Genomic DNA, 12,614 nt, shown 5'->3' on the forward strand with positions numbered 1-12,614 from the left:
ACAAAAATGCATTGGTTGAGTCTTTCAATCTGGGTGCCGATCGCCTTCGGCGCTCTCCTGCTGGCCCTGGGCCGCGAGGATCAGGTCAAGGCAGTGCGCTGGCTGGCCCTGGTCGGCGCGCTGGCAGGCCTGGCAGTCACGCTGCCGCTGATACAGCAGTTCGACAACAGCACGGCTGCCATGCAGTTCGTGGAGAAGGCGCTGTGGATCGAGCGCTTCAACATCCACTACCACCTGGGCGTGGATGGCATCTCGTTCTGGTTCGTGCCGCTGACCGCCTTCATCACCGTGATCGTCGTGATCGCGTCGTGGGAGAACATCACCGAGCGCGTGAACCAGTACATGGGCGCCTTCCTGATCCTGTCCGGCCTGATGGTCGGCGTGTTCAGCGCGCTGGACGGCCTGCTGTTCTACGTGTTCTTCGAGGCCACGCTGATCCCGATGTACCTGATCATCGGCATCTGGGGCGGTCCCAACCGCATCTATGCGGCCTTCAAGTTCTTCCTGTACACGCTGATGGGTTCGCTGCTGACCCTGGTCGCCGTGATCTACCTGTACACCCAGTCGGGTGGCAGCTTCGAGATCCTCGACTGGCACAAGCTGCCGCTGTCCATGACGGCCCAGACGCTGATCTTCTTCGCCTTCTTCGCGGCCTTTGCCGTGAAGGTGCCGATGTGGCCGGTCCACACCTGGCTGCCCGACGTGCACGTGGAAGCGCCCACCGGCGGCTCCGCCGTGCTGGCCGCCATCATGCTGAAGCTGGGCGCCTACGGTTTCCTGCGCTTTTCCATGCCCATCGCACCCGATGCCTCGCACAAGTGGGCATGGCTGATCATCGCCCTGTCGCTGATCGCCGTGATCTACGTGGGCGTGGTCGCCCTGGTGCAAAAGGACATGAAGAAGCTGGTGGCCTACTCGTCCGTGGCCCACATGGGCTTCGTGACCCTGGGCTTCTTCATCTTCAATCCGCTGGGCATTGCCGGCGGCATCGTGCAGATGATTGCCCACGGCTTCGTGTCGGGCGCCATGTTCCTGTGCATCGGCGTGCTCTACGACCGCGTGCACTCGCGTGAAATCGCTTCCTACGGCGGCGTGGTCAACACCATGCCCAAGTTCGCGGCCTTCGCGCTGCTGTTCGCCATGGCCAACTGCGGCCTGCCCGCGACGGCCGGCTTCGTCGGCGAGTGGATGGTGATCCTGGGCGCCGTGCAATACAACTTCTGGATCGGCCTGGGCGCTGCCACGGCGCTGATCTTCGGCGCGGCCTACACGCTGTGGATGTACAAGCGCGTCTACCTGGGTCCTGTCACCAATGACAATGTGCGCGGCCTGACCGACATCGGCAACCGCGAGTTCCTGGTGCTGGGTCTGCTGGCCATCGCAGTGCTGTACATGGGCCTGTATCCCAAGCCCTTCACTGACGTGATGGATGTGTCCGTGGCCGAGCTGCTCAAGCATGTGGCCATGAGCAAGCTGCAGTGACCAGACTGAAACGAGAGAATCGAGATGATTGACAACATCAGCTGGCTGGCCATCTATCCGGAGATCCTTCTCCTGGTCATGGCCTGCGTGATCGCCCTGGTGGACCTGGGCGTCAAAAGCCCGCGCCGCACGGGCACCTATGTTCTGACACTGCTGACCCTGGGCGTGGTGGCCGTGCTGCAAGGCATGTATGCCTCCAGTGGCAACACGTTCTATGGCTGGGGCAACATGGTCGTCTCCGACGCCATGGGCAACTGGCTCAAGTGTTTCGCCACCGTGGCCATGATGGTCACCCTGGTCTACGGCCGACCCTATGCCGCCGACCGCGACATGCTGCGCGGCGGCGAGCTCTTCACGTTGGCCATGCTCGCGCTGCTGGGCATGTTCATCATGATCTCGGGCAACAACTTCCTGGTCATCTACCTGGGCCTGGAGCTGTTGACGCTGTCCAGCTACGCCCTGGTGGCGCTGCGCCGCGACCACACGGCTTCGGTCGAGGCCGCGATGAAGTACTTCGTGCTTGGCGCCATGGCCAGCGGCTTCCTGCTGTACGGCATGTCCATGCTCTACGGCGCGACCGGTTCGCTGGACATCGGCCAGGTGTTCAAGGCCATCAACTCGGGCGAAATCAAGCACCAGGTGCTGGTGTTCGGCCTGGTCTTCGTGGTCTCCGGCCTGGCCTTCAAGCTGGGCGTGGTTCCCTTCCACATGTGGGTCCCCGACGTGTACCAGGGCGCTCCCACGGCCATCACCACCATGATCGGTGGCGCGCCCAAGCTGGCGGCCTTCGCCATCGTCATCCGCCTGCTGGTGGACGGCCTGCTGCCGCTGGCCATCGACTGGCAGCAGATGCTGGCCGTGCTTGCCATTGCCTCTCTGCTGATCGGCAACCTGGCCGGCCTGCAGCAGACCAACCTCAAGCGCATGCTGGCCTACTCGACCATCTCGCAGATGGGCTTCGTGCTGCTGGGCCTGATGTCGGGTGTGGTCGACGGCAAGGTCGATCCGGCCACCGTCGAGAACGCCTACAGCTCGGCCATGTTCTACGTGGTGACCTATGTGCTGACCACGCTGGCCGCCTTCGGCGTGATCCAGCTGCTGGCCCGCGAAGGCTTCGAGAGCGAAGAGGTCGCCGACTTTGCCGGCCTGAACCAGCGTAGCCCGCTGTATGCCGGCGTGATGGCGATCTGCCTGTTCTCCATGGCCGGCATTCCGCCCCTGGTCGGCTTCTACGCCAAGCTGTCGGTGCTGCAGGCGCTGGTGGCTTCGGGCCACAGCCTGTACATCGCCCTGGCCGTGTTCGCCGTGGTCATGTCGCTGATCGGCGCCTTCTACTACCTGCGCGTCGTCAAGGTCATGTACTTCGATGAGCCCATCACCGCCACCAGCGTTTCCGCTTCGCTGGACGTGCGCGTGGTGCTGACCCTCAATGGCGCCCTGGTGCTGGGTCTGGGCATCCTGCCCGGCGGCCTGATGGCCCTGTGCGCCGACGCCGTCGTGCGCGCCCTGGCTTCCTGATCCACTTTCCCTGTGCAGGGCCTTGCGCGCAAGGCCCTGCGGTGAGGACATCGGCTTGTCGCAAACCGCTTCGATCTGGCTCGTGATATTGGCTGCCCTTGTGGCAGCCAATTTGCCTTTCTTCAACCCCCGCTGGCTGCAGCTGGGGCCGCTGCGCACCCAGCGCAAGCCGCTGGCCCTGTGCCTGCTGGAGATGGTGCTGCTGTACTTCATCGTCGGCGGCGTGGCGCTGCTGCTGGAGCGCCGCGTGGGGCAGATTGCACCCCAGGGCTGGGAGTTCTATGCCATCACGGGGGCGTTGTTCCTGACACTGGCATTCCCGGGTTTCGTCTATCGTTTCCTGATTCACCGCCGCGGCTGAGGCCGCGGTGCCGGTTGCTTCATGGATGAGGGTGCGCGATGAAAGTGCTCGACCTCCATTGCCCGCAGGGCCACCTCTTCGAGGGCTGGTTCGCCTCGGAAGAGGATTTCCAGAGCCAGCTGCAGCGCCAGCTGGTGCTGTGCCCCGTCTGCGGCCACAGCGACATCACCAAGCGCCTGAGCGCCCCCCGCATCAATCTTGGCGCCAAGCCTGCAAGCTTGCCCCCGGCGGCGGCGGCAGAGCCTGCTGCAGCCGCCTCGGCCGCCAGCGCGGCAGCCGCTGCTTCAACGGCCATGCCGCCCCAGGCGCGTGAGCAATTGCAGGCCATGCAGGCCGCCTGGCTGCAGTGGTCGCGCAAGGTCGCGCAGCAGACCGAGGACGTGGGCGAACGCTTTGCCGATGAAGCCCGCCGCATGCACTACGGCGAGACCGAAGAGCGCGCCATCCGCGGCAAGGCGAGTCCCGAGCAGGCCATGCAATTGCTGGACGAAGGCATTGCCGTGGTTCCATTGGCCTTGCCGCAAGGCAGCAAGGAAACGCTGCAGTAACTTGCTCCGGGCACATGCTGTCTTGGCGGCGACAATTGCGCTCATGGCGATCGATCGCCAATTCCCATGCCAGGCAATCACCTGGTGCTATTAATTGAATAGCGCTTTGAGTCGCTTTGTCGCCATTCAAATGATGGGGCGACAAACCCAAGCATATCCGCGGCTTTTCGCATAGTGACTGAGCAGGCCACAGGGAGATTGCCCACCTGGGTGTTTCCCGTAAGGCAGCAGACATTGGTCGCTGTCTGCCAAGCCGCAAAAAGGGTAGTTTGCTATCTCTTTGGAAGCGCTCTGGCCTTCCGCGTGGGCGTCGCCGGGCCGAGGTGATGGAGAACCCTAGGGCCCGCCTGCAGCCGCGGCGCCTTGCAGCCCCGTGACTGCTTGATTATTTCAAGTGTGAGTGGTTGCTTCTTGTTTTTGCGGCGACTCGTCTTGATGCGCCATGCTGCAGTGCGGGGCAGGGCCTGTGCTTAGGAGCACCTACGTAGGCGTTTTCCCGCTGCGGTGCACAACGTCGGCAAGCCTACGATGCGTCCGACCCTGCACAACGCCCACCAGAGCCTCTGGCGACGCGTTGGCGGCTGGCAGCATCAACGGAGCAGGCGAAGCGCACATGAGCGACGTTATTCTCGAAACCCGGAACCTGACCAAAGAGTTCAAGGGATTTACGGCGGTGAGCAAGGTGGACCTTTCGGTGCGCCGCGGCTCCATCCATGCCTTGATCGGCCCCAATGGCGCAGGCAAGACCACCTGCTTCAATCTGCTGACCAAGTTCCTGGAGCCCACCTCCGGCACCATCCGTTTCAACGGCGAGGACATCACGCAGGAGGCGCCGGCGCAGATCGCGCGCCGTGGCGTGATCCGGTCCTTCCAGATCTCGGCCGTCTTCCCGCATTGCACGCTGCTGGAGAACGTGCGTATCGGCCTGCAGCGCAAGCTGGGCACCGAGTTCCATTTCTGGCGCAGCGAAAAAAGCCTGTCCATGCTCAATGACCGCGCCATGCAGCTGCTGTCCGAAGTCGGCCTGCAGGACCTGGCCGACGAGGTCACCGTCAACCTGCCCTATGGCCGCAAGCGCGCGCTGGAGATCGCCACCACGCTGGCCATGGAGCCCGAGCTGATGCTGCTGGACGAGCCCACCCAGGGCATGGGCCACGAAGACGTGGACCGCGTGACCCAGCTGATCAAGAAGGTCTCGGCAGGCCGCACGATTCTCATGGTGGAGCACAACATGAAGGTGATCTCCACCATCGCCGACCGCATCACGGTGCTGCAGCGCGGCGCCGTGCTGGCCGAGGGGCCATACGAGGAAGTTTCGCGCAACCCGCAAGTGATGGAAGCGTATATGGGCACCACCGACGGCCAGTTGCAGGGGGCGCATTGAGATGACTGCACCGGCATTGGAAATCAAGGGCCTGCAGGCCTGGTATGGCGAATCCCATGTGCTGCACGGCATGGACCTGGTGGTCCAGCCCGGCGAGGTGGTCACGCTGCTGGGGCGCAACGGCGCGGGCCGCACGTCCACGCTGCGCGCCATCATGGGGCTGACGGGCGCACGCAAGGGCTCGATCAGGATCAATGGCGTGGAGGCCATCCACCTGCCCACGCACCGCATTGCCCACCTGGGCGTGGGCTACTGCCCGGAAGAGCGCGGCATCTTCTCCAGCCTCTCGTGCGAGGAGAACCTGATGCTGCCGCCGCCGCTCAAGACCGGCCAGCAGGGCATGAGCGTGGACGAGATCTACGCCATGTTCCCCAACCTGGCCGAGCGCCGCCACAGCCAGGGCACGCGCCTGTCGGGCGGCGAGCAGCAGATGCTGGCGGTGGCGCGCATTTTGCGTACCGGCGCGCGGCTGCTGCTGCTCGACGAGATCTCCGAAGGCCTGGCCCCCGTCATCGTGCAGGCGCTGGCCCGCATGATCACCATGCTGCGCACCAAGGGCTACACCGTGGTGATGGTGGAGCAGAACTTCCACTTCGCGGCGCCGCTGGCCGACCGCTTCTACGTGGTCGAGCACGGCCATGTGGTCGAGCGTTTCGGCGCGGCCGAGCTGCAGGCCAAGATGCCCGTGCTCAACGAACTGCTCGGAGTCTGACCCGGATATCCATCGTGGCTGGCGCCTGGGGCTCGCCGGCTGCATTCCTGCCATGGCCCTGTGACAAAAAACCCAAGACATCAACGCGAAGGAGACACCAATGAAAGCAAAACTGACCGCACTGTCGTGCATGCTGGCCGCCGCCGGCCTGGCCAGCCCGCTTGCCATGGCACAGGAGAAGGTGAAGATCGGCTTCGTGACCGACATGTCCAGCCTCTATGCGGACGTGGAAGGCAAGAATGCCGTCACCGCCATGCAGATGGCCATCGATGACTTCGGCGGCAAGGTGCTGGGCCAGCCCATCGAGCTGCTGAGCGCCGACCACCAGAACAAGGCCGACATCGCCGCCTCCAAGGTGCGCGAGTGGGTGGACACGCAGGGTATCTCGCTGGTGTTCAGCGGCACCAACTCCGGAACGGCCCTGGCGGTGTCGCAGGTGGCCAATGAGAAAAAGCGCGTGCACTTCAACAGCGGCGCAGGCTCGTCGGCGCTGACCAACGAGCAGTGCAATCCCTACACCGTGCACTACGCCTATGACACCGTGGCCCTGGCCAAGGGCACGGGCACGGCCGTGGTGGAGCGCGGCGGCAAGGACTGGTTCTTCCTGACGGCAGACTACGCCTTCGGCCACGCGCTGGAGAACGACACCACGGCGGTGATCAAGGCCAAGGGCGGCAAGGTGGTGGGCGGCGTCAAGCATCCGCTCAATGCCTCGGACTTCTCGTCCTTCCTGCTGCAGGCGCAGGCCTCCAAGGCCCAGATCCTGGGCCTGGCCAATGCCGGTGGCGACACCATCAACGCCATCAAGGCGGCCAAGGAATTCGGCATCAACAAGAGCATGAAGACCGTGGGCCTGCTGGTGTTCCTGACCGACATCCACAGCCTGGGCCTGAAGAACACCGAAGGCATGCAGTTCACCACCAGCTGGTACTGGGACCAGAACGACGCGGCGCGCAAGTTCGCCGAGCGCTTCTTTGCCAAGACCAAGCGCATGCCCACCTCCATCCAGGCCGCCGACTACTCGGCCGTGACCAGCTACCTCAAGGCCGTGCAGGCCGTGAAGTCCACGGATGCCGACAAGGTCATGGCCCATCTCAAGAGCACGCCCATCGACGACTTCTACGGCAAGGGCTCGATCCGTCCCGACGGCACCTTTGCCCACGACATGTACCTGGTCGAGGTCAAGAAGCCCGCCGAGTCCAAGAAGCCCTGGGACTACCTGAAGGTCGTGGCCACGCTGCCCGCCGACCAGGTCTGGACCACCAAGGCCGAGACCAAGTGCGCGCTGTGGAAGTAACGCCGCGCCGCCACTGACCCCCAACCGCCACCCGGCCAACCACGACAGCTGCATCCCATGGAAATCTTTGGTGTTTCCCTGCCAGGCCTGATGAGCCAGCTCCTTCTGGGGCTGGTCAACGGCTCGTTCTACGCCATCCTCAGCCTGGGGCTGGCGGTGATCTTCGGCCTGCTCAATGTGATCAACTTCGCCCACGGCGCGTTGTTCATGCTGGGCGCCATGGTCACCTGGATGGCCATGAGCTACTTCAACATCAACTACTGGGTGATGCTGGTGCTGTCGCCGCTGCTGGTGGGCCTGCTGGGGGTGCTGATCGAGCGCTTCCTGTTGCGCTGGATCTACAAGCTCGACCATCTCTACGGCCTGCTGCTGACGCTGGGCCTGTCGCTGCTGATCGAGGGCCTGTTCCGCTCGGTCTACGGCGTCTCGGGGCTGGGCTATGACACGCCCGAGCTGCTGGAGGGCGCGACCAACCTGGGCTTCATGATCCTGCCCAACTACCGCGCATGGGTGGTGCTGGCCTCCATCGTGGTCTGCGTGGCCACCTGGTTCATGATCGAGAAGACGCGCATTGGCGCCTACCTGCGGGCCGGCACCGAGAACCCGCGCCTGGTCGAGGCCTTCGGCGTCAATGTCCCCGTGATGATCACGCTGACCTATGCCTTCGGCGCGGCCCTGGCCGCCTTTGCCGGCGTGCTGGCGGCGCCCGTCTACCAGGTCACGCCGCTGATGGGGCAGAACCTCATCATCGTGGTCTTCGCCGTGGTGGTGATCGGAGGCATGGGCTCCATCATGGGCTCCATCCTCACCGGCCTGGGCCTGGGGGTGATCGAGGGCCTGACCAAGGTCTTCTGGCCCGAGGCATCGTCCACCGTGGTGTTCTTCATCATGGTCATCGTTTTGCTCATCCGCCCCGCCGGCCTGTTCGGCAAAGAGAAATAACAAGAACGAGGACAAGGGGCCGACCACATGAAATCCAAGACTCTCGTTCAACGCATTGCCCCCTGGGGCTATGGCCTGCTGCTGCTGGGCCTGCTGGCGGCGCCCCTGCTGGGCGCGTATCCGGTGTTCGTGATGAAGCTCATGTGCTTCGCACTGTTCGCCTCGGCCTTCAACCTGCTGCTGGGCTACACGGGCCTGCTGTCCTTCGGCCACGCGGCCTTCCTGGGCGGCGCGGCCTATGTGACGGGCTACGCTATCAAGGGCTGGGGCTTCACGCCCGAGCTGGCCATGCTGGCCGGCACGGCCGGCGGTGCGCTGCTGGGGCTGATCTTCGGCTGGCTGGCCATCCGCCGCCAGGGCATTTACTTCTCGATGATCACGCTGGCGCTGGCCCAGATGCTGTTCTTCGTGTGCCTGCAGGCGCCCTTCACGGGCGGCGAGGACGGGCTGCAGGGCGTGCCGCGCGGCAAGCTGTTCGGCCTCATCGACCTGGCCAGCGACATGACCATGTACTACGTCACGCTGGTCATCGTGGTCCTGGCCTTCCTGCTGATCGTGCGCACCATCCACTCGCCCTTCGGCCAGGTGCTCAAGGCCATCAAGGAGAACGAGCCGCGCGCGACCTCGCTGGGCTATGACGTGGCGCGCTTCAAGCTGCTGGCCTTCGTGATCTCGGCCGCGCTCACGGGCCTGGCCGGTTCGCTCAAGACCGTGGTGCTGGGCTTTGCCACGCTGTCGGATGTGCACTGGACCACCTCCGGCCACGTGATCCTGATGACGCTGATGGGCGGCCTGGGCACGCTGTCCGGCCCCATCCTGGGATCGGCCGTGGTGGTCATGCTGGAGAACAAGATCGGCGAGTTCGGCCTCTTCCTGCAGCGCCTCACGGGCGTGGAGTGGTTCTCCACGCTGGGCGAGTCGGTGACCATCGTCACGGGCCTGATCTTCGTGGTCTGCGTGCTGCTGTTCCGCAAGGGCATCATGGGCGAGCTGATCGTCCGGCTGCAGAAGAAGCGCACCCCCTGAGCGGCTGCGCCGCTTCCCCCTCTCTCGCTGCGCGGGAGGGGGACGACACCCTCGCCGCGAGGCGGCTCTTGCTCGGTGTCCCTTGTTTTAGCCGCGCCAGTTTTGTGGGTTGTGCCCATCATTCGGATTCGATGGGGTGATGCGAAATGCTGCTACATCCGCAGCGGCCGGGCGTAGCCCGTCATCTCCAGGTATCCCTGACCGGCTCGCGCCTCCTGGCCCGGGCCGGTGGGCTTTTGCAGGCTGCACAGGCCCTCCCAGTAGATGGCGCCGGTGGAGGCGCTGCTGTCCAGCTCCTGGTCATCGACCAGGGCGTTCACGGTGAAGCGGCCTGCGGGCGTGTCCACCTGCCATTGCACGGGGTAGCGAGCTCCGCTGGCAGGGCTGCTCCAGTGGCGCAGCGGCGTGAACTGCACTGCATCGTGGGCGAAGACCTGCAGCGTGCCATCCACACCGCGCAGCGAGCCGCCGGCCCACAACGCGCTGCCATCCGCCCGTCGCACGCGAAAGGCCGTGAGCGCGCCGCCGTCGAACAGGTTCATGCCTATCCAGTCCCAGCCCACGGCCTCGGGGTGCAGCAGGGCCTGGCTCCATTCATGGTCCAGCCAGGCGCGGTTGTCGCCGGGCTCGCGTGCGGCTTCTATCGCCATGCGCTGGCCTGCCAGCTCCAGCGTACCGCTCACCTGCAGCTGCGGGCGGCTGTAGTAGTAGCTGGCCTGATCGGGTTCGGGACCCTTGCGCGACAGGCCGGCGCGGCCCTGCAGCAAGGGGGGCAGGTGGGTGTCAAAGCGCAGGTCCAGGGCGAATGTGCTGCTGCGCAGGCGCGTGGTATAGCGCTCGGCAGCGCCTTCATCGGTGCGGGCCAGCGACCAGTCCTGCAGCCGCACGTCGGCATCGGTCTCGCTGGCCTGGGCAATGCCCAAGCCTGCGCGCGCAATGCGCTGGTCGTGGTGCAGGCGGGCGCCCTGCACATCGCACAGCGCCGCGTGGGCAAACAGCAGCTGGCGCGCCGCAAAGGCGGAGCGCAGCTCCTGCGTGGCCTGCACGCGCGACCGGAAGAAGGTGATCTGGAAACCCCAGGCCCGGCCCGCCGCGCGTGCCTGGCCGGTGATGTACCACCACTCGGTGCGCAGCCCGGGGTGGCTGCCGTGGTCGCGCGGGAAGACCAGCGTGCGTGGCGGCAGTGCCTGGGCGGGCAGTCCTGCCGCCCCCAGGCCCAGGCCGGCAGCCAGGCCCAGAAGATGGCGGCGGGGCAGGGGCATCATGGATCAGCCTTGCAGCTGCGCGATGCGCGCCTGGGCCGGCCCGCAGTCGCCGATGCGCTGCATCACCCAGTCCGCATCATGGTAGGTGGGCAGGTAGCGCTCGCCCGCATCGCACAGCAGCGAAAGAATGGAGCCCTGCTCGCCGCGCTGGCGCATCTCGCTGGCCAGCCTGAGCATGGCCACGTAGTTGGTGCCCGTGGACGGCCCCACGCGCCGGCCCAGCAGTGCGGACAGGCTGCGCATGGCGGCCAGGGAATCGCAGTCCGCCACTTCCTCCATGCGGTCCACCAGCGTGCGCACAAAGCTGGGCTCCACGCGCGGGCGGCCTATGCCCTCGATGCGCGAGCCCGGCGCGGTGAGGGTGGCATCGCCCGTGCGGTGGTAGGCGGCGAACACCGAGCCCTCGGGGTCGGCCACGCAGATGCCCGTGGCATGGCGCTGGAAACGCACGTAGCGGCCGATGGTGGCACTGGTGCCGCCCGTGCCCGCGCCCACCACGATCCAGCGCGGCACGGCATGGCGCTCGCGCCGCATCTGGGTGAACATGCTCTCCGCAATATTGTTGTTGCCACGCCAGTCGGTGGCGCGCTCGGCATAGGTGAACTGGTCCATGTAGTGGCCGCCGGCCTGCGCGGCCACGGCGCGTGCCTCGTCGTAGACCTGGGCGGCGCTGTCCACCAGATGGCAGCGGCCGCCGTAGAACTCGATCAGTGCAATCTTCTCCACCGAGGTGCTGCGCGGCATCACGGCCACGAAGGGCAGGCCCAGCAGGCGCGCGAAGTAGGCCTCGCTCACGGCCGTGGAGCCGCTCGATGCCTCGACGATGGTCGATCCCTCGTGCACCCAGCCATTGCACAGCGCATAGAGAAACAGCGAGCGCGCCAGCCGGTGCTTGAGGCTGCCCGTGGGATGGGTGGATTCGTCCTTGAGGTAGAGGTCGATCCCCAGGCCGGCAAAGCCGGGCAGGGGCAGCGGTATCAGGTGCGTGTCGGCACTGCGCTGGTAGTCGGCCTCGATGCGGTTGATGGCTTCATGCAGCCAGGGGGAGGTGGTGTGCGGCATGGCGGCCATTGTCGCAGGCTGCCTCTTACCAATCCTCCTTGACCGCCAGCACTGCCTCGCGCCCTGCAGCCGCACGCCCGGCCAGCCAGGCCGTCAGCGTGCCTGCCGCGATCACGCTGGCAGCCAGCGCCAAAAGGCGGGGCCACGGCAGTGACAGCTCCATGGTCCAGTGAAAGCTTTGCGGATTCACCACATGCACCAGGATCACGGCCACACCCAGGCCCAGCAGGCTGCCGGCGATGGCGCCGGCCGTGGTCCAGGCCATGCCTTCGCCGGCCACCACGGCCAGGATGTCGCGCCGCGTCAGGCCCAGGTGGGCCAGCAGGCCGAATTCCTTGCGCCGCGCCAGCACCTGGGCGCTGAAGCTGGCCGCGATGCCGAACAGGCCGATGCCGATGGCCACGGCCTGCAGCCAGTAGGTCACGGCAAAGCTGCGATCGAAGATGCGCATGGAGCGCTCGCGCAGCGCGCCGCTGCTGGCGAACTCCAGTGCCTGCGCGGCGCCCGGCCCGGTCATCAGCGACTGGATGCGCGCCTGCAGCTGCTGCTCCGTGGCCGTGTCGTCGCCGTCCGGCCAGATGGCGATTTCGGTGGGGCCTGCTGTGGTGGCGCTGCCGTCGGCAAGCCGTTGGTAGTCGTCCCAGTCCATGGCGATGGCGCCGAACTGGCGCACATAGTCGCGCCAGATGCCGGCCACAAACACGCGGGAATCTTCCGACGGCAGGGCCTGGGCCAGCAGCGGCCACTCCTGGCCCGGCCGCACGCCATAGAGTTGGGCCACGGCTTCACTGACATAAACGGGCGTGCTGCCAGCGGGCGCTTGCACGGGGCCTTGTATCCACGGCAACTGCTGGCCCTGGGGGCCATGCAGCGGACGCAGCAGCAGGCTGACGGCAGGGCGATCCGGGCTGAGCCACAGGCTGGTGCTGCGCATGGGCTGGGCGCGCTGCACGCCAGGCAGGGCGGCAATGCGCGCGGCCAGATCGGCGGGCAGGGGCGCGGCATCGGAACGGCCTG

Annotated in this window: 12 protein-coding genes; 9 read left to right on the forward strand and 3 right to left on the reverse strand. The window is 65.9% G+C overall.

Going from position 1 to position 12,614, the window contains the following annotated elements:
* Nucleotides 1-6 precede the first annotated feature (6 nt).
* From L995_RS03620 to L995_RS03660, 9 genes are all read left to right on the forward strand, one after another.
* Complete coding sequence (locus tag L995_RS03620) at nucleotides 7-1,482, forward strand: NADH-quinone oxidoreductase subunit M (RefSeq protein WP_016451214.1); 1,476 nt, start codon at nucleotides 7-9, stop codon at nucleotides 1,480-1,482.
* A gap of 24 nt (nucleotides 1,483-1,506) precedes the next feature.
* On the forward strand, nucleotides 1,507-3,000 hold the full coding sequence (gene nuoN, locus L995_RS03625; RefSeq protein WP_047469209.1) for an NADH-quinone oxidoreductase subunit NuoN: 1,494 nt from the start codon (nucleotides 1,507-1,509) through the stop codon (nucleotides 2,998-3,000).
* A 55-nt stretch (nucleotides 3,001-3,055) separates the two neighbouring features.
* The gene (locus tag L995_RS03630) at nucleotides 3,056-3,361 is read left to right on the forward strand and encodes a DUF2818 family protein (RefSeq protein ID WP_016447700.1); all 306 of its coding nucleotides are present in this window, start codon (nucleotides 3,056-3,058) and stop codon (nucleotides 3,359-3,361) included.
* A 38-nt stretch (nucleotides 3,362-3,399) separates the two neighbouring features.
* Nucleotides 3,400-3,909 carry a DUF1178 family protein gene (locus L995_RS03635; RefSeq protein ID WP_034363788.1) on the forward strand — a complete coding sequence of 170 codons (510 nt, stop codon included), beginning with the start codon at nucleotides 3,400-3,402 and terminating at the stop codon, nucleotides 3,907-3,909.
* Nucleotides 3,910-4,522: 613 nt separating this feature from the next.
* Nucleotides 4,523-5,293, forward strand: coding sequence for an ABC transporter ATP-binding protein (locus tag L995_RS03640; RefSeq protein ID WP_016447698.1), 771 nt, complete (start codon nucleotides 4,523-4,525; stop codon nucleotides 5,291-5,293).
* A gap of 1 nt (nucleotide 5,294) precedes the next feature.
* On the forward strand, nucleotides 5,295-6,005 hold the full coding sequence (locus L995_RS03645; RefSeq protein ID WP_016447697.1) for an ABC transporter ATP-binding protein: 711 nt from the start codon (nucleotides 5,295-5,297) through the stop codon (nucleotides 6,003-6,005).
* 100 nt (nucleotides 6,006-6,105) lie between these two features.
* On the forward strand, nucleotides 6,106-7,302 hold the full coding sequence (locus L995_RS03650; protein ID WP_016447696.1) for an ABC transporter substrate-binding protein: 1,197 nt from the start codon (nucleotides 6,106-6,108) through the stop codon (nucleotides 7,300-7,302).
* A gap of 57 nt (nucleotides 7,303-7,359) precedes the next feature.
* The gene (locus L995_RS03655) at nucleotides 7,360-8,244 is read left to right on the forward strand and encodes a branched-chain amino acid ABC transporter permease (RefSeq protein ID WP_012206960.1); all 885 of its coding nucleotides are present in this window, start codon (nucleotides 7,360-7,362) and stop codon (nucleotides 8,242-8,244) included.
* A 27-nt stretch (nucleotides 8,245-8,271) separates the two neighbouring features.
* Entirely contained in the window at nucleotides 8,272-9,270 is a 999-nt protein-coding gene (locus L995_RS03660; protein ID WP_016447695.1) for a branched-chain amino acid ABC transporter permease, read from the forward strand.
* Nucleotides 9,271-9,422: 152 nt separating this feature from the next.
* On the opposite strand, the gene L995_RS03665 is transcribed toward L995_RS03660, so the two are convergent.
* From L995_RS03665 to L995_RS03675, 3 genes are all read right to left on the reverse strand, one after another.
* A complete protein-coding gene (locus L995_RS03665; RefSeq protein WP_047469212.1) occupies nucleotides 9,423-10,535 on the reverse strand; it encodes a lipocalin-like domain-containing protein in 1,113 nt (370 codons plus the stop codon).
* Nucleotides 10,536-10,538: 3 nt separating this feature from the next.
* On the reverse strand, nucleotides 10,539-11,606 hold the full coding sequence (locus tag L995_RS03670) for a PLP-dependent cysteine synthase family protein (protein WP_016447693.1): 1,068 nt from the start codon (nucleotides 11,604-11,606) through the stop codon (nucleotides 10,539-10,541).
* 16 nt (nucleotides 11,607-11,622) lie between these two features.
* A partial coding sequence (locus L995_RS03675) for an ABC transporter permease (RefSeq protein ID WP_047469215.1) occupies nucleotides 11,623-12,614 on the reverse strand: 992 nt, incomplete at its 5' end.

This window comes from Delftia sp. ZNC0008 (genome assembly GCF_000799035.1).
Classification (GTDB): Bacteria; Pseudomonadota; Gammaproteobacteria; order Burkholderiales; family Burkholderiaceae_C; genus Comamonas; species Comamonas tsuruhatensis.

Coding starts and splice junctions, on each gene's coding strand:
- L995_RS03620 (WP_016451214.1), top strand. CDS start 7: ATGCATTGGTTGAGTCTTTCAATCTGGGTGCCGATCGCCTTCGGCGCT.
- nuoN (WP_047469209.1), top strand. CDS start 1,507: ATGATTGACAACATCAGCTGGCTGGCCATCTATCCGGAGATCCTTCTC.
- L995_RS03635 (WP_034363788.1), top strand. CDS start 3,400: ATGAAAGTGCTCGACCTCCATTGCCCGCAGGGCCACCTCTTCGAGGGC.
- L995_RS03640 (WP_016447698.1), top strand. CDS start 4,523: ATGAGCGACGTTATTCTCGAAACCCGGAACCTGACCAAAGAGTTCAAG.
- L995_RS03645 (WP_016447697.1), top strand. CDS start 5,295: ATGACTGCACCGGCATTGGAAATCAAGGGCCTGCAGGCCTGGTATGGC.
- L995_RS03650 (WP_016447696.1), top strand. CDS start 6,106: ATGAAAGCAAAACTGACCGCACTGTCGTGCATGCTGGCCGCCGCCGGC.
- L995_RS03655 (WP_012206960.1), top strand. CDS start 7,360: ATGGAAATCTTTGGTGTTTCCCTGCCAGGCCTGATGAGCCAGCTCCTT.
- L995_RS03660 (WP_016447695.1), top strand. CDS start 8,272: ATGAAATCCAAGACTCTCGTTCAACGCATTGCCCCCTGGGGCTATGGC.
- L995_RS03665 (WP_047469212.1), bottom strand. CDS start 10,535: ATGATGCCCCTGCCCCGCCGCCATCTTCTGGGCCTGGCTGCCGGCCTG.
- L995_RS03670 (WP_016447693.1), bottom strand. CDS start 11,606: ATGGCCGCCATGCCGCACACCACCTCCCCCTGGCTGCATGAAGCCATC.